The following is an 18,468-nucleotide window of genomic DNA, read 5'->3' as shown; positions in this document are numbered from 1 at the left end:
TTTCTCTTCTAGACATAAAAATACCTCTTAAGTAGATTTTAGGTATTTACCTTGTCTACTTAAGAGGTATCATATCAGAATACCATACCAAAGCGCCCTCGCAAATTGAGATTGTTTCATAATTGTAAACTCCTGTAATCATTCTATTGTACAGTATTTAGAGCAATAAAAAAAGGAGGTCATCATAATGACTTCCTTTAATCGTATACAGTTTTCCTTAAGAATCAAGTAAGCAACCTGTATCTTAGTCACCTCTTAGCTGTACTTGTGTACGGGCTAGTAGGTCTCCTAGATGCCTCTTATCTTTCCTATATATCGTCATTGCCAGTAGCAAAACTGCAAGTAGAGTCGCCGAAAACGAGAGGATAATGGATAACACATCAAAATCACTATATAAGCCATGAATCGTGCCCATATGACCGAGTTGCCAAGGTAAAAATTTGATGACATTTCTAATCAAGCTAGCCTGCACTGTTTTTTTCTGGTAGACAAGTTCAAGTCCTGCTTTAACCTTCCCAAAACTGCCATCATTATTATAATCCAAGAATGTAAAAAGGAGCGTGATTGGCAAAACAGAGGTGAAAAATACAAGCCACTGCGACTGAATTTCTGTAAACTCTGGGACACCATTAAAAAAGATGATGTAAATAAGCATCGAACTTAAAAACAGAAGAACTAAATAAGCTAGAATGAAAAGATAATCAAAGAGAAATTCAATCATTCTTTTTTTAAACGGAATAGGGTTTATTGCTATAATTTTCATCATCGTCTCCCCCCTTTCTCATCTCATATTATAACATTTTTAATATTCTAAATAATATTTGAGAGGAAAATCTGCTGGCTAGCGCCCTCGCAAATTGAGATTGTTTCATATTTGTAAACTCCTGTAGATTCTATTATACACTACTTCTATTATGGCTTTTGGACTTTATTTCAATTTTACGTTATATTATTATTTAAAATCTAAATCATAAGGAATTATGTATGTCAGAAGATATTAAAATCAAGATTGGAAAAAGAATTCGTGAAGAACGTGAACGTCAAGGGTTAACACGTGAGCAAGTTTGTGATACCGAAGAAGAATTAACCGTCAAACAACTGATGAGAATCGAGCTCGGTCGCTCATTACCAACCATTGTCAAACTGCAATACATCAGTGATAAATTGGGTGTTTCCCTCAACTTTTTGTTAGGTGAAACAAAACTAGACATTCCTGAAGACTATTATCATGCTAAATATAAACTCATGAAGTCTCCTGTCTATGGCGATTCTGAACGTATCAAGAAAAAACTACAAGATATTGAAGAACTTTATGAAAAATATATTGATATTCTACCAGAGGACGAACTTCTAACCATTGATATCATTGAAAGAACCCTGAATTTTATGACTGAAGGTGAAGAGGATGCTATCGAAACTATCTTTGAAGACTATCTGACTCAAGTTTTGAAGAAAGAAGCATATTCCTTAAATGACCTCTTACTAATTAAATACTAAACCTTTCAATGTCAAGTTGGTGACTATGATAAAGAGATTGTTGAAAGTTTTCGATGTAAATTAATTAATCAAGAATTACAAGGGGAAGAGTTAGTTAATGTTGAACTACTTGGAGCATTGTCAACTATAGGTGGAATCTATGTTATGCATCATGATTATAGAAATATGAAAACTATTGTCGATAAAATGCATACTGTTATCGATAAGACTCTACAACATGCTTACAAACCCGCTGTACTTATTTTTGAAGCGAAATATTATCTTTTCTATGAGAACAATAGAGATAAAGCGACTGAGCTTTATAATACAGCTACCGTACTAGCTGAAGCTTTTGGTGATCAAGTCTTCATAAAAAATCTTAAAATGGAAATGGAAAAAGATTTAAACATAAAATAGAAAATATATCATCAACATTTTAAACATGATTCATTCCAAATGTAATAACTACCAAAGAAGCATCTGAAGTTAAACTCAGATGCTTCTTATCTTTCCTGAATATCGTTGAGTAAACGAAAGTTTTTCGGCAACGAATTTTTGAGTGAAATCATTGTCTTCTCTCAAATCCCTTAAACGTCGGTACATCAATCTTTCTCCTAAGGAAAAGTATAGAGGAAAAACAGGAAAAATTTTATGTATTGTCCTAATTGGACAATATGAAATATACTCAATAATATCCACTAGTATTCAAGTATATTGATTGATGCTTTATTGTTTGAAACAGAAAAATAATAAAGTATATTCCATTTATAGAGGGTTGATATGTCTTATTTATATTATTTGTAGGTATTTATTTACTTTATTTGATAATAACTCTTGATCCATGTTTAAAGTACCAGTTATGATAAGAGGTTCCAGAAATGTTAGACCTGTCAAATACTGAATCGTAGTGATAGGCTTTAAAATCTCTTCAATTGTTACATGGAAGCGGCCGTTTCTCGTGTAGTCATCTTGCCCAGCTCCAAAACTAGCTACCAACATGACTTCCTTGCCTTGTAAGGCAGTACCAGTCGAACCATAGGCCCAACCGTATTCAAAAACAACGTCAAACCACTGTTTCATGAGGGCTGGCGTTTGGTACCAATAAATTGGGAACTGGAGTACAATGCTATCACTTACCTCTAGAATCTTTTGCTCCGTTTTGACATCAATGTCAAAATTGGGATACAGTTGGTACATATCTCGCACGTCATAACCAGCTCCAGCAGCAGCTGTTGCCAGTTCTTTATTAATGCGTGAGCCCGTTTTTAATTGAGGGTGAAATGTAAAAATTGTGGTTTTCATATCGTTTCTCTTTCTTATCTTAATTATGCTTGACCTTCCTTAGACACAAACCATACATCAAAAACGCACTAGAAACACATTACTCAAATGCAAAATTGGAGGGGACCAATAAGCTTATCAAAGACATCAAACGTCTGGGCTTCGGTTTTAGAAACTTTATTAACTTTAGGAAGCGTGTTTTCATCACTCTGAACATACAAAAAGAGAAAACCTATCAGGTTCTCTCTAGATGTTAGCTTTTCGTCACCCACTACAGTTGACAAAGAGCCATATTTAACCTGTCTACTTGACAGGGGGCATATCAATAGCGGGTGGTTTATTTGTTTCGCACCTTCGGAGCGAAACGGACTAATAGTCACATAATAAAAAGGAATTAAGCAACCAAACGCTACTTAATTCCTTGAAATTATCTCATCACCTCTATTAGCCTTTAAATTTTGATAGACTCTATTTTCTAATTAATATGACCAATATTGTCAATACTAACCCTTTCAATCAATTCATTAGTTGTCGAAACTAAGTACATTAATAAATCCAAAAAGAGTATCAATAGTAAAGTAAACTAAATAATTGAGTTATAAATGGCTATTTTCACAAAACTGTTTCATCATCACACTATCTCAGTACACAAACCATTTTTCTATATCTTTGTCTTAATCTTGATCTTTTTTCTTTAATCCAAGAAACGCACCTAAGGTAAACATTATTCCGGCAACTAATGACATGAAGACTTCGCTAACTGTTCCGGTTTTTGGCAACCTATCATTGTTAGTAGTTGATTTACTATCAATATTGGTATGTTTATTATCTATGTTCTCTGGTTCATTAAGATAAACTTCCTTCTTATTTTCAAAGTTTTTATCATTTTCATCAGGAACTTTAGCTGTGACATCCTTAGTTGAATCAGATTTGTGTGAATGATTTTCTCTTTGTAAATCCTCCTTTTTGTAATTTTCATCTAAGTGACTATGATTTTCTTGCACGTTATCTTTCTTTTTCGATACATCAAAAGTAGGTTTATTTTCCTCCTCCTTTTTCTCCTCTATTTTCTTGAATACAGGTTTTATAAGAGTATCTTTTGATACATTAATAACATAGCCAGCATCTTTTTTCCCTTCGACACCAGAAATTTCCCAGCCATCAAATTGATAGCCTTTTTCTAATTCACCCTTATAGACAGGTAAAATGAAATCTTCTTCCGACACTATCGTTGAACTCATTTCTTTTCCATTTTGAATGGTCACAGTTACCGTATGAGGTTTTAGTTCGCTTACCTCTCCCGTATCTTTGTTTAAAATGAATTCTTTTACGGTTGTATTTCTTGCAAAATCTTTTACAACAATCTTAATGTTTAGTGTCTTATCTGTTAGTTGTTTAATATCATCAAATGATTTATATTCTTTTCCATTTACATAAATATGTTTGTCTTGAATCTCACCATCGAATCCATTATTTCTTTTATCATTGATATTAAAGACTACAGATTTTCCGTCAGCATATTCAATACTAGTATTTCCCTTAGGATCAATGTTTACTTCTGGTTTAACATTATCATATAAAAATTGATAGTGTACTCCAACCGCTTTCGCATTCAAATCGCTATAGCCAGTTTGAAGATAAACATTTCCATCCATATCTGTTACCTTATCTGGGAATCCGTTTGCTTTATAGTCTTTCATTCCCCAGTCCATGATGTCACCGTCTTTAACATTAAGCTTAATATTAAAATCTCTAGTGTTATCAATGTGTAAATCTCCGTAGATTAAATAATTATCTACAACCGATTCATTAACTCTCAACTCCCAGTTAAAACCACCCTTATCAGAAATCTTACCTCTTAAATAAAATTCTGGATTTCGTACATAAATTTTATTAGATTTAGATGGATTAAAGTAGTTCTTGTCCATTGAAAGATTTACTGGTTTTGCATCAATAAATAACATAGAGCCATCTTCTTTTATAGCTTCTACGTTGGACTCATCCTCCCCATGATACTCTTTATCATCTTTACCAATTAATACCAGTTTAGAAGAATCTGTTACAAGATTTCCATCTTTATCGATTGCCTCCCCTTTATCATTCATTTTAAAGGTAAACACTTGATATTTTACAATGTTAAAGCCATCCAAAGCCGACATTAATACTGATTGAGTACTTCTTCCATCTTCAACATTTCTACTATCAGCATAAATTATTTTTTCTGATAGGACTCTTAGATTAGGATTGGCCTTTTGTATTTTTGCTATATCTTCCTGGCTATAAACTCCATTTCCTTCTAACATATCCGTTTTTCCAGGATTATAGGTAGTCACTTTTAGTGCATAGCCTTTTCTTAGAATGATGTTATCCTTTAACAGATATTGTTGTTTTTCTGAATCAGAATAGATTTTACCAGATTCCATTTCCGTTAAATTGTTTGGTTTGTTCTTTGAAAGATCACCTTCTCCTAATTCTATTACATTCCCATAACTTGATGTATAGGGATATTCTGTTTTAGTTTCCTTATTTTTTTCAGGCATTCTAATTTTAGTTTCAGCTTTTATCTGATCATCATCTTTAACAAAGAATCTCATATCTCCTGCAAAAGCTAATCCATCCACAATATCATTAATATTAGCGTATAAATCAAATGTCATCGTTTTTGAGTGGGAATCATACTTAGTCGTTTTGATTTCTACAGATCTATAGTTATTGCCGTAATATACCTTGGCATTTTTAGAAACATTGCTTATCTTTCCAAGAATTTCAAAGTGTCCATCTTTAGACGGGCTTAGAACACCATAAATTTTTGATTTGATTTCGTCAAGTTTTTCAGTTTCATATTGTAAGGCACTACCATCGTCATAAGCAATGATATTTCCCTTATCATCGTATTTATAATCGTATTCCTCTGTTCTCTTACCAGTTTCACTTGTAAAGTCATCAACTTCTCTAAATTTCTTTTTAATGAGTTTCTTTAAGTCTTTACTTTCAAAATCTCTAATTGTTGAAATAGTTTTATGAATAGTCAAGCTTGATTTTTCTTCGATAGACTCTTCATTTTCTTGATGATTTTCTTCCTCAGTTGTATCTTTTTTAAGACTATCCTCTTTTCTATTTTCTAAATTTTTAAATTTAGATTCGGAAATCTCGCCAAGCTTTTGGTATTTAGATGAATCTTGATCAGGATCTACTAGATAATAGGAAATCATCCCCTTTTCATCAGCATGATCAGCAAATTTAATTCTATGAATCTTTGTGAAATTGCTAGATCCATCTAATGCAATGACTTCAATGATTTTTCCTCTTAAATCTCCTGCACCATTAATTTCATAAATAGTATTTCCGTCTTTGTCTAGTTTCCTATTTCTTCCTTGACCCTCACCTGCATAAGTTACTTCAAGATTTTTCTCAACCTCTCCATCTTCATTAACCAGAGCGGCGCCTGCATACCAAACTTCGTTTGCAATCTCGTCAAATTTTTCAGGATGTTCTTTTTGATCTCTCGCAAATAAGGTTTCATTCTTGTATTGATCTTTTACCTTGTGATAAGTATCCTTTGTAATCAACTTAATTTTTTCAGGATTTGAAAAATCAACCGAAACAATCTTAGGGGCTGTATTATCAATTTTTACAGGAATATAGGAAACCTGCCATGGGTAATCTTTAGTTAATCTATATTTAAATTTATAGAAATATTGACCTTCTGCAATCGGTTCAAATTGTCCTCTTATCTTAGTAGCAGGATCTTTGGTATCCTTGCTTTCTGGTGCATTTTCTTCTCTACCTCTAGGGTTATAGATGAGTCCATCCCATTTCAAGTCGCTCCAAACTTTTAGCTTAGAAGATTTGATTCCCTTTGCATCATTTCTCTTAGAGTTTAAAATTCCTCTAATAAAGTGTTCTCTCGAAATGACTTTTAAGTCTCTTTGATTTTCTCCCTCTTTATTTGTATTTACTATTGAAATCAATCCTTCTTCTGCACTTCTTAATACAAGTGGAGAAGGTGTTAATCCTCTCCCAAGTTGAGCATCTTGAGGATTTCCATTTGAATCTAAAGGATAAATTTTAGCAATATTAGAACCACTTGATGATGGTGCGTTGATCCCTTCGTTATTGAAAGCAAACAATTCTGGATTTTGATCTAGGGATGTTGTATTTTTATCTTTTCTATTTTGTATAACTCCTGCTGGATTAAATTTATCTATACCTTCTCCACCAATCCCCTTATTTAAGGTTCCTGGAATTTTCGGTTTGCCATCATCATCATAACCTTCCATTGTTTTTGATTTTGAACCTTCTTCCCAGGCCCATTTATCAAGGATTGGTTCGTGGTTCCAATTCCCAGCAAATCCCATTAGAGGCATCGATAAAGAAGGTTGGAAGTTTATTTTCTTCCCGTTGGAGTTCAGAGCTTCCATTTCTTCCACTGACTCAAAATGAATAAATGATTCTACAAATTTATTTTTGTTTTTAGCCTCCCCAACATTTATAACCGCATTTAAATCAAAGCTAGAATTTGGACCTATAGTGAAAGTGTCATGCTCAAATGTAATATTTGCTCCTTTGATTTTTTCTGGGTGGATTTCTGGAACAATTTGCTTACCATCTGGAGATTTTTCATCTTTGTATGTTTCATCCAGTTTGAGTCTGTCAGTTAGAGCATCTGTAGTTATAGCAGATGCTGAAACTTTAAAGGTTAAAGGTCTGTTTGATGTATTGTGAAGCTTAATTGTAAAATATTTTTTATCTCCTTTTATTTCTTTAAGAGAAATAGAACCATAAGAGTTTACCAAACCTTTAGAATCCGTGTTTTTAAAAGTAGCTACGACTTCATTTCTCAAAGCATTGGCAACATTAATTAGCCCTGCTCCCTGTTGTCTAGGTGATGCAAAGTATTGACTTTTTTCTTTCCAAGAAGTTGCATCCATCATAGGGCGTGCAGTATTTTGTAGGGCTATTTTTGTAAGACTTGTAAGATCTATTTTGTCATCTCCCTTAAGATTTTTCAACACAGGTCTTTCAAGCATTTCCTTTAATTTTGGTCTAATCAAAACAGTAGAAGCTGCCACGATTGGAGTTGCCATACTAGTCCCTGACATATAACCATAAGTTGATTTCCCATTAATGACATTGAGAGTGGATTTAATATTTTTACCGGGTGCTGAAACATCTGGTTTTAAAAGTAAATCTATTCTTGGTCCCCAAGATGTGGACCCTGCTGGAACGATGATCTCTTCTTTATACAGTTCTTTGTCTGTGTCAGGTGAAAACTTAAAGTCAATCTCTTTTTCGTCACCTACATTCGGTTTATTAGAATTATAGCTTGCCATATCAATTGGGTAGTATTGCTCCAATTTATCTTTAAAATCTTCTTTATTATTCCTTTTAACCTCAGTTTTTTTATCAGGGTTAATCATGTTCCATAACTTTACACCATCATCTCCTGAAATTGAAAAAACTTGACTAGTAGTTCCTTCATCCTCCTCATATCCCATAGCTGGAAGCTCTGTCCAATTATCTCTATTGTAGTAATTTACAGTATTTACAACCATAATGCCACGTGCACCCTTATCCGTTGCACGTTTAAAAGCATTTTTTAACTCCTTTGTATAAATTCTATCCATTACTGCAATTTTGCCTCTAAGATCCAATCCTATCAAATCTTTGTCTTGCCCCTTGCCTATATATACAAATTTTAATTTACTAGAAGCTTTTGATCCATCTTCATTTGTTATGATTTTATTCTTATCGAAAAAGGCACCTATATTTCTGTATTTAAAACTTTCTCCACCTATGTTAACTTTATCAAACTCAACTGTTTGATTTTTAGCAGATGCGACTGCTATCGCATCTTCATGTGCTGCAGTTCGTGTTACATTTCCAGTGTCGGTCATTTTCAGATTATTATTTGCCACTAAATCCCATGAAGAACTTGAAGCAGAAGTCGCATAGTTACCCGTAGCTACAACCATTGGAATGCCTGCTTTTCTTAATGCTCTAATAGCTTGCCAATATTTCTCACCTACAAGACCTGTTCCTGTAAAGCCAGATGATATCGAAACAACATCGACATTGTGTTTGATCGAATCTTCAATAGCATGAAACATTGTTTCATCTCCTGCGAAGCCAGATCCTGCGTCAGAGTACATTTTATAAGAGAAAATCTGTGCATTAGGAGCAATTCCATCTATTCCGTTAAAGTTTTTAATATCTTTTTCAGTATCATTTCCCGCAAGAATCCCTGCAATATGCATCCCATGTGGATCAAAATAATCGCTTCCATCATCAGCTTTTTCTACAGTAATTTTACCACCATTATAATAATTGAAAGCATGAGGGATTTTATCACTCAACCAGAAATTTTTATCAGTACCTTTTAAGTCTTCTTTTTTAAATCTCATTGAGTCTTTAGCATCATCATCAATCCTCATGGCCTTATGCCTATAATCCGTTCCCGTATCGATATTTGAAATGACCATACCTCTACCATCAAAGTTTTTCCCAAATGGTGCATTGATAGATTTTAGGTAATCGATTGCCTCTTCAACTCCAATTTCTTTTCTAGCATGATTCATCATAGGTTGGACTTTTTGTGACCTTTCAACCGATGAAATACCTTCTATTAGTTTAATTATGTCCAGAGTATCTTTGGTTGTTTCAATAGCGCTACCGTTAAAAATTCTATCATAAGTATATAAAACTTTTGTATTCTTAAGATTTGATAGTTCCTTGATTGCTTTTTCTCCAGATTCTTTATCTTTAAATTCAGCAATATAGACAAGTTTATCCTCTTTTTTGGGACTTTCTGGGTCTTTACTTGCAGACGAGTCCGCTTTATCTCCTTGGGATTGATTGGAATTTTCTTCTTTGATTTTTGCTTCTTCATTGCTAGTGTTATTGTCTATCACAGGATTTTTACTAACAACTTCTTTTTCCTCAATATTGGAATTTTCTTCTTCATTGCTAGTGTTATTATCTATCACAGGATTTTTACTAACAACTTCTTTTTCCTCAATAATTGTTGTTTTCTTTTCTTCAGTATCCTTTGAAGTTTCTATAACATTATGAATATCTTCAAGTTTTTCTTTGTTTTCGTTTTGTTTACCTATTACTGTTTCTTTATCAGATATTTTTAAAGAATCTTCAGAACTAGGTGTATCTGCTAGGATTACCTCATTAGGGACATATGCTGCTAAAATAACTGCAGCTGTGGTTAATGACAATACTGTACTTTTTTTCATTTTAATTCCTTACATATTTATTTAACTTCCAATAGATAGTAAACTTTAACTTTGCTAGCATTTGTTATAAAAAGTTTTACTAATACTCTTCGAAGATCGCATCAAACCGCGTCAACGTCGTCTTAGCGTATGTATGGTTACTGACTTCGTCAGTTCTATCTACAACCTCAAAGCAGTGCTTTGAGCAACCTGCGGATAGTTTTCTAGTTTGCTCTTTGATTTTCATCGAGTATAAGTATTATCTAGGAAATAGAGTAGTACATTTATATATAATTGTTAGCTCTCCAGAAAAATAGTATATCATTTAAAAAATTTAAGTCAAGAAAAATTAACCTACATTAATTTATTTTTTAATAAGCGTTAAAAACATAGAGTCAAAAACTTTCGTAGTTAGCTGGGGTACATTATCAGAACATTCACACCATCAAAAATAGTAGCAATCAACTTAAAGCACTAGCAACATCACAAAGTCAAACATCATTAATGAAATATCAGCGCTATTAAACAATATAAAAAACCGCTAAGAATAAGACTTAACGGTTATCTTCTACATATCTATTTTTTCAAATCCTCAGTCGTTTATCTACCTATAACCTAGGCTTTACGAGTGCCTTGCTCTACCAACTGAGCTAAATTGGCTAACGCTTTTATAGTATAGCACTCTCAATTTTTTGTCAGGAAGTTTAAAAGATTTTCTTTATCAAAATCTGGCAAGGATTTTGGGGATCCCATAGTTGAGGAAAAATCTCTAATTTTTTAAAACCAACACTTCGATAAAAGACATTTGTTCGGTCATAATCTTTATTTGAACCTTCTGCCACTGTTTTTACCTGTAGGTAGTCCACTTGTTTGACTGCTTCTCTTTCTATAGTCGTAATTAATTCCCTTCCAATTCCTTGACCTTGATAAGCTTTTTTTACGCCGAGACAATCAATCTCTGCACACTCTTCACTAGAATAGGACAAGCTTACAAAGCCAAGCAAATTACTCTCCTGAAAGGCGGCCCACACTTGCAGGTCCTTGGCTCCTTCGATGTAGGCTTGCGTGCTTTCTGGTATTCCAAACCATTCTGGCAAATCTTTTAAAACCTCATCAACAACTGCCATTTTTTGATCTTCATCCTTGACTTCTTCAATTGTAAACATCATAAGTTCCTTTCTTGATTTTAGTCTTACTTTCCCCCTTACGAGCCAGCACTTTCGTAGGCATCCAAGCCCCTATCCCAGAGTTTGAGGGAAATGAAAAAGAAGACAAGGGAAATCAGAATCAAACCACCGATATTAAAGAGCCCATTCTTACCCTGCAAGAAATAACTGGCAGGATAGTAGGCCGTAAAGGCGAAAGGAACGATAAAGCTAATTAACCAACGAAGGAGCGAATTGTAAATAGAAATAGGATACTTGGCAAAATCATTAAACATATAGAAAATGTAAATCATGGCACCTGACTGCTTGGTCCAAAAAGCGATGCTGGCTGTCGCGATTTTTAAAGAAGTGTAAATCAAGGTCGCAAAAGGAATACAAACTAGGAAAAGCAGGAATTTTGGAAGAGTCCAAGAGATGCTAGTTACTGTTGTTCCTAATAGGATGCCACCGACCAAAAGTTCACCCAAGGCATCAATCTGAAAGGTCTCAACGAGGATGTGAAAGAGAGGATTGATAGGACGAGTCAGATACTTGTCAAACTCCCCTTTTCGAACTAGCCGTTGACCTAAAGCCCAGAGATTGTCAAAAAAGAGATGATCTAATCCCTTTGGAATTAAGGAAAAGCCATAGATAAAGGCAATCTCTTGAAAGGTCCAACCTTCTAGCGAGGGGATGTGTTGAAATATGACATTGAGAAACAAGAGGTTTAGGCCTTGAGTCAGAAAGACTCCCAAGACACCAACCACAAAATCCACCTTGTATTCCATGATTTGCTTGATGTATTGTCTGATAAAAATCAGATGCATGCGTTGATATTTTTTCATACTAACCTCCCTGAATGGTGATAAATGACTGGACTCGTTTCCAAATCAACTGAGACAAGCCCACCATCACTATAAGCCAGAAAAGCTGAAGCAAAAGCGCTTGAAGAATCTGACTGGCATCGTATTTCCCAACAATGATCATAACCGGAGTGTAAATCAAGGATGAAAAAGGCAAGAAGGAGAGAATAGCTGAAACCACCTTTGGAAAGAAAGCCAAGGGAATCAAACTTCCAGACATAAAGGCCACTATGGAAGTCTTGAGTAGATTGGAACCCCAAAGATTTTTAAAGACAAATGCTGAAAATCCAAAGCAGATGTTAAAGAAAAAGTTAATTAGATAGGCGAGCGTTAAGCTAAAAAGATATAGAACAGTTAATCCCAGCACTTCTACAATCCCTTGCCCAGACAGGATTTTCATCAAAATAATGACACTTAAAAATGGCAGTCCAACAGAGATAAAAATCAACCACTTGGAGCCAAGTTCGGTGAAAAGGTAAGAGGCCGCAAAATGCACTGGTCTCAGCAAGCGCATGATAATGGAGCCATCCTTGACCTCCTCCCCAATCATAAAGGAGCTGTCAGACCTGGTCAAGAGATTGGTCACAAAACTCATGATGATGTAGAAGGTGATATCTGCCATACTGAAGCCCTGAATCAAAGGCTCCTGGGAGGAGTCAAAGACAGCCTTCCAGAGATAAAAGGCCACAAAAGCTCCCATGACATCGCCAATCCGATAGAGAATAAAGTTGACTCGATAGGTAATCAACTCCTGAATCCCTGCATTGATAAAGGGTTTATACCGTCTCCACAATTTGACCATCTTAGAGCTCCTTTCGATAGAAGCGACGGATAATATCTTCAATATCTGTATCTACCATCTTCAAATCACGGATTTCAAAATCAGACAGGGTTTGCTTGATAATATCAGCTGACTGGTAGCGAGAACTATCGAATTCAATAGTCAGGCTATTTCCTTGTCTATCGATGGTCATATCAGGCAAGCCTTCATAATGAGAGACTAGATGATTTTGACCTGGCGTCAGGTCAAAGGAGAGAGTCTTCATCTTGCCAAAGGTCTCCTTGAGCTGACTCACCGTCCCATCAAAAATCTCTTGCCCCTTATCAATCATAAAAATCCGATCACAGAGTTGCTCAATGTCACTCAGATCGTGAGTGGTCAAGAGAATAGTTGTTTCTTCCTCTTGATTGATTTGAGTAATAGCCCGGCGAATGTTATCCTTGACCGACACATCCAAACCAATAGTCGGCTCATCTAAAAAGAGAACTTTGGGATTGTGAAGCAAGGAAGCCGCAATATCCGCCCGCATCCGTTGACCTAGTGAAAGAGTCCGCACAGGATCTTTGATAAATTCCTTCAAATCCAAAACTTCATTCAAAAAGTCCATGCGCTTATGGAAAAGCGAGTCTGGCACATCGTAAATCTCCTTCAAGACCGTGTAGGTCTCTTGCAGTGCCAAATCCCACCATAGCTGGGTGCGTTGTCCGAAAACGACTCCAATATCCTTGACATAATCTTGGCGATTGTCCTGTGGAATCTTGCCGTTAATCCGACAAAAACCCGATGTCGGTTTTAAAATCCCTGTCAGCATTTTGATGGTGGTTGACTTCCCAGCACCATTTGCCCCGATAAATCCTAAAATCTGCCCTTTTGGAACTTCAAAAGTTAAATCCTTGACCGCTTCAAAGGTCTGCTTTTCAGGATGAACAAAGGAGCGCAAAGCTCCCTTCAATCCTGGCTCCTTAACTGTCTTCACAAAATTTTTCTGAAGATGTTGCACTTCTATCATTGCCATATCTATCTCCTACAGTAAAAAATCAACAAACCGTGTCCTCTAAACACAAAAAGCCAATTTCTCATCTCCTAAAATCTGCCTTCTTTATCACAGCAGAAGACCTTAGTATTACTCTATTATAAAGCAGTTAAAAAAGGAAACCAAGTGTTATTCTCTCAAAAGAGAAAATAGTTTTGATACTTGAAAAAATCAAAACCACCCGTCTAATTCACTAAACAAAATGACACAATTCAATAATTCATCAAAGCCTCTACATATTCCTGTAGAGGCTCATTTCAACTTCTCTCATTCTTGCTTGTGAATGTTTAGATAGATTATAAGCCACAAAAAAGCCACCATATGGTGACTTAATGATAGACAATCTAAAAAGAATTTGGAATAATTACTTTTTTGAGTTCTGTGAATATAAATCATAACTTTACACAATGATAAAAATTCCTTTGAACAATTGCTTCAAGTAGTTGTAAGCTTTAGAACCAAGCTATGGAAAAGATGAAAGTCTTCATCTAAAAAACGAAAAAATATATTAAAGTTCATTTATCACATCTAACAATAACTCTTTGTCATTCTTCATAATGGCTAACAATGCATCCTCGTCATCTTCCAAAATGGCTAAATATATCTTTCTTCGAGCTTCAAACTTTTCGATTTCTTTTTCAATCTCTTTACGCCGTCGATTTTCTCTTAATTTCATATAAAGAAAGATTCCTGCGACCAAATAGTTTAATACTGAAAATATAGCAAATAATACAACAAGATTCATGATAATTACTCTCCCTCTAAAATAAATTTTCTTAGTTCTCAGCTATTGAATGTATTTCAACACTTCACACTAAAAAGATGTGTTTTCCCTGTCTATGTTCATTATCAGTGTTAACTATTAACAAACATATACTCTAGCAAATAAATACAAATCATCTAATTCATCATGTTCAGGTCTTGAGGTTGTATGAAATCCTGCACAATAATGACAATAATAAGTACGAATGGTTTGATCCTCACACAACATAACTGCACGAAGCGCTTTAGCATTAGTTTCATAAACTATTTTATTTTTTTTAGCTCCATGACAGTAAACACCTTTTGTTGAGTGTCTGTTCTCCATTAGTTTCATTTTGTTTCTATAAATAATCTTTCTAATTTTAGACATGTTGTTTTCCTCCTTTTGGTAATAAATGCTGTACTTTTGTTTTGCATTATTTATAACTATATTTTATCACCAGAAATACACAATACAAGTACCTTAAACACATCGTTGTCCATCTGTTTTATACTTTCAAACAATACAACAAAAAAAGTACGTATAAAACGTACTTCTGTTTTTTTGTCAAATGCTATTTAAAAAAAGTGTCAATTTTACTTATTTATTTTTTCTAGTTCAAGTATAGTAAACACCCCATTAAATCGATCAATATAACGTTGAAAACTATCTCTGCCATAGGTTTCAATTTCATATATTACCCTAGGAACTGTACTCCTTGTATCTTTCTCGATAACTTTAAGTGCAGGGATATCATCTTCAAGTACTTCCCAAAACTGACCAACATATCTGAATCTAATCCGAAATTTTTCCGTATCTGAAAACATCAAGAAAGTATGATAACGAACATCACTATCTGACAAAATTTGAGTTAATTCCTCAGAACTTAATATCAGTTCTGTATTATTCTTCGAACGATGAACAGTTTTAAAACGATCCAGTCGGAAATTACGAAGACTCCTTGTATCTATTCTTAATCTTCCATCCTTTTCTTCAACTTTATATGCCATACAATAAAAATAATGATCATTAAACATAATCGAGACCGGTAACACATCATAATCGGCATCCTTACCTTGGTATTTCGTATACTTAAAAGAAAGAGGCTTCTGATTCTCAATAGCATCAAAAATAGCGGATAGATGAGGCAAGATTGATTTACTCTTATTGTCCCTGTAAATCGATAATTCCTTATACTCCTCTAGTTCCCGTTCCGTAAAGTTTCTAATACGCTGACGTTCCCTATCATCAACAGCTCTCTCTACAAAGGTATCAATGATTTCTCTAACTTCCTCAACACGTAGTGCTCTACTTTCTAAAAGAATCTTAGACAAGATGACGGCCTGGTTGTACTTTAAGTTACCATAACCATGGTTATATTCTGCCTCATAGGTTCCTGCAAGTCGAGAATACTTTATTTTCATGTCATCTCCAAGTATTTTTAGATTTTCCTTTAATTCTCTTAAATCATCTTTAAAGGTTCTCTCGGCGATATTAAAACGTTTAAGGTACTCAGTTTTATTAACCTTATGCCCCTTTTCCAATTCAGACATAAAATATAAGAGACGACTGGTTTTCCCTTGCAAATTATTTTCTTCTTTCATTAATCGACCTCATGCTTGATTATAACTTATAGAATATAATATCATTATCCTCTACGTTAGTATGCTTTTACTTTCAACACTTGTCTAAAAAACTCAAAGTCCATTTGAAAATTGAAAAATCATCCTAATTCTATTCGTAATTATCTCTAGTCTTATTTTTTACTAGCTTACAATAAAAATTGAGATTTAATACACAAAGACCAGTGTGAATTTCACTAGCCTTTTTGATAATATTAGTGCAATTTATTATTCAAGTATTCTGCTATATCCAAAAATGATAGCTTAGGATCAAAATGTTCTTCCTCTGCTTCTTCGCCACCTATTTTATTTATGCTAAAATGATTTCCTCGAAATCTGACTTCATATACATCATTTACATAAAGAATCCTATTGGTACTTTCAATACCTTTCTCTCTTTCATAATAAGATTGTATTCCTAATTCCTTTAGTTTTTCTTCTAGGGCTATCAAATGAATATCATAGTTTCTAGCACTAGAGCTCTTATTTGGAATTAACAACATCTCATCTGAACGATTAAGCCAGAACGGAGATTTCATTCTATATTGTGAAGAATCCATTTTACTAAACATAGTTTCATAATAAGAAATGAAAGCATAACGCCATTCTTGAGGAGCTATATTACTAATATTTTCTTGGATAATACGACGATACTCAACATCTAGCGGCTTGGTCATATCGAGTTCATCAAGTAGTTTTTTGACATACTCATTTCGAGATGAAAATAAACTTTTGAGGCTTGGTGCAGTCCCAGAATTCTCATTTGGACTATCCTGACACAGCGTTTTATAATTTCTAACTGTAGAAATTGTATAATCCCCTAGAGACAGCAAAGCTGCTCGCATTAATAGACCTTCTTTAGGGTTCGTCTCAGTAAACATCTCTGATATTTTATTCCAATAAGTTGAAATAATATCAATTTTCCTGCTTGGTAAATCATTTGCATCAAAATAAAAGCAACTTCGAATTTGACCATCAAAATAACGATGATTTTCAGCTACTTCAATAATATCTCTATAGGAATCATTTTCAGTTAGCAATTTAGCTTTTTCAATCTCTTCGTCAACTTGGTCAATACTGAAACCATTAATCCTATTTCCCTCAGCTAGATATTCTAGCAGGTCTGAAGTATGTTCGATTTGTTCATTAATCCCCTTGATTGCCCGTTCATATGAATCTTGAGAATCTATAACTGAGTTATTAATCAAGTTTCTAAAGATACGATACCAGTTTTTATAGCTACTATCTATTGTATCACCGTGATGTGCTAAGAATGTTGAAATAACGTGAAAATAAACCCTATCCTTCAATTTTTTGTTGACTATCGAATGTTCTAAGATAGATGAAACCTCAGGCACTTTATTCTCCGAGAGAAAATCAAGAACAGATACAATTATTTTTATATGACTAATTTCTACAGTTTCAAAGTCAATTTCAAGAGTCCAATTATCACGTTTAGAATAATCAAGGCTATCTAAATTATTGATAAGCGCAATTTCAAATAAATTTAAAAAGTTGGTGTCAAAGGCATTTTTATCAATATTCCAAATAACATCAGTCCATTTTGTATCAATATTTTGGGAAAATTCCCTTTCTAAATGACTATCTATTTTCTTTATTCTATCAATAAATCTTGCTTTAAAATTTTCAAAGTCAGTTAACGGACGTCCCCTAGAATTCAGTTTGATATAGAGCTCATCTTCTGAACCAAGTTTATCTATGTCGAGGAAATTGAACACAAGTTTTTGGTTATTAGAATCTGATAAAACTGAAACATAATCAAACCCATAATCAAAAGAATCAGAAATGTCATCTAGTGTTTTCAAGGCACCTTGTACAGTTGGATCTAACTGCCATGAATCTGCAAACCATGGCTCATCTGTTATGATTTCGGAAGGACTTTTTGTTTCTATAAAGATATTCTTTCTGTTCTCAAATAGACTCTTGAAAAATTGTGTAGAAGACTTTCTAGTTTCATAAGCGAAATTACCCAAAAAGTCACACTCATCATTATCCCTATAAGCAAAAAGATAAACCAGGAATAAGGTTGTCAGACGTTGTTGCCCATCTAATGGAATAAACTTCCCATTAGTTGATTTTCCATAAATAAAATTCAAATCGAGTGATCCGACGTTTGCGTCAAGTAAGGCAGTATTAATATCCTGGAGTAACTTCTTTCGAACTTCGGTGGTTCTTTTATCCTTTCTACCTTGTGCATAGTCTCGCTGAATCAATGGAATTACGACTCGATAATTTTCTAACAATGATTTTAAGTTATATTTTGCGTTAATCTCTTGCATGA

At 34.1% G+C, this 18,468-nt stretch carries 11 protein-coding genes and 3 pseudogenes; 2 read left to right on the top strand and 12 right to left on the bottom strand.

From position 1 onward, the window contains the following. Positions 1-244: 244 nt before the first annotated feature. A complete protein-coding gene (locus H7T98_RS09375) occupies positions 245-766 on the bottom strand; it encodes an RDD family protein (protein ID WP_201061738.1) in 522 nt (173 codons plus the stop codon). A 218-nt stretch (positions 767-984) separates the two neighbouring features. On the opposite strand from H7T98_RS09375, the pseudogene H7T98_RS09370 reads away from it, so the two are divergent. Then, positions 985-1,893, top strand: a pseudogene (locus H7T98_RS09370) (XRE family transcriptional regulator). An 87-nt stretch (positions 1,894-1,980) separates the two neighbouring features. On the opposite strand, the pseudogene H7T98_RS09365 reads toward H7T98_RS09370, so the two are convergent. After that, positions 1,981-2,079 (bottom strand): annotated as a pseudogene (locus H7T98_RS09365) (XRE family transcriptional regulator); the annotation flags it as partial. A 186-nt stretch (positions 2,080-2,265) separates the two neighbouring features. Further along, positions 2,266-2,778 carry an NAD(P)H-dependent oxidoreductase gene (locus H7T98_RS09360; RefSeq protein WP_201061736.1) on the bottom strand — a complete coding sequence of 171 codons (513 nt, stop codon included), beginning with the start codon at positions 2,776-2,778 and terminating at the stop codon, positions 2,266-2,268. A gap of 32 nt (positions 2,779-2,810) precedes the next feature. Between H7T98_RS09360 and H7T98_RS09355 the strand changes: the two are divergent. Continuing rightward, positions 2,811-3,007 (top strand): annotated as a pseudogene (locus H7T98_RS09355) (transposase); the annotation flags it as partial. A 424-nt stretch (positions 3,008-3,431) separates the two neighbouring features. Here H7T98_RS09355 and H7T98_RS09350 read toward each other — a convergent pair. The 9 genes from H7T98_RS09350 to H7T98_RS09310 all read right to left on the bottom strand — a co-directional run bounded on the left by H7T98_RS09350 (position 3,432) and on the right by H7T98_RS09310 (position 18,466). Further along, on the bottom strand, positions 3,432-10,001 hold the full coding sequence (locus tag H7T98_RS09350; RefSeq protein WP_201061734.1) for a S8 family peptidase: 6,570 nt from the start codon (positions 9,999-10,001) through the stop codon (positions 3,432-3,434). 683 nt (positions 10,002-10,684) lie between these two features. Beyond that, positions 10,685-11,146, bottom strand: a complete 462-nt coding sequence (locus H7T98_RS09345) for a GNAT family N-acetyltransferase (protein ID WP_073690234.1) — start codon at positions 11,144-11,146, stop codon at positions 10,685-10,687. A 38-nt stretch (positions 11,147-11,184) separates the two neighbouring features. Next, on the bottom strand, positions 11,185-11,970 hold the full coding sequence (locus tag H7T98_RS09340; protein WP_073690233.1) for an ABC transporter permease: 786 nt from the start codon (positions 11,968-11,970) through the stop codon (positions 11,185-11,187). Between the two features lies 1 nt (position 11,971). Then, positions 11,972-12,790: an ABC transporter permease gene (locus H7T98_RS09335; protein WP_201061732.1), complete on the bottom strand. Its 819-nt coding sequence runs from the start codon at positions 12,788-12,790 to the stop codon at positions 11,972-11,974. A gap of 1 nt (position 12,791) precedes the next feature. Next, entirely contained in the window at positions 12,792-13,784 is a 993-nt protein-coding gene (locus H7T98_RS09330; protein WP_070655843.1) for an ATP-binding cassette domain-containing protein, read from the bottom strand. A gap of 526 nt (positions 13,785-14,310) precedes the next feature. Next, complete coding sequence (locus tag H7T98_RS09325; RefSeq protein WP_048788454.1) at positions 14,311-14,547, bottom strand: hypothetical protein; 237 nt, start codon at positions 14,545-14,547, stop codon at positions 14,311-14,313. 117 nt (positions 14,548-14,664) lie between these two features. Further along, positions 14,665-14,934 carry a hypothetical protein gene (locus H7T98_RS09320; RefSeq protein ID WP_201061730.1) on the bottom strand — a complete coding sequence of 90 codons (270 nt, stop codon included), beginning with the start codon at positions 14,932-14,934 and terminating at the stop codon, positions 14,665-14,667. Positions 14,935-15,140: 206 nt separating this feature from the next. After that, positions 15,141-16,148, bottom strand: a complete 1,008-nt coding sequence (locus H7T98_RS09315) for a helix-turn-helix transcriptional regulator (RefSeq protein WP_201061728.1) — start codon at positions 16,146-16,148, stop codon at positions 15,141-15,143. A gap of 233 nt (positions 16,149-16,381) precedes the next feature. Next, positions 16,382-18,466 (bottom strand): DUF262 domain-containing protein, encoded by a 2,085-nt coding sequence (locus H7T98_RS09310; RefSeq protein ID WP_073686691.1) that lies wholly within the window; start codon positions 18,464-18,466, stop codon positions 16,382-16,384. Positions 18,467-18,468 lie beyond the last annotated feature (2 nt).

Source organism: Streptococcus sp. 23.2 (assembly GCF_016648665.1).
GTDB classification, from domain to species: Bacteria; Bacillota; Bacilli; order Lactobacillales; family Streptococcaceae; genus Streptococcus; species Streptococcus salivarius_E.
This window is presented reverse-complemented; position numbering and strand designations above follow the sequence as displayed.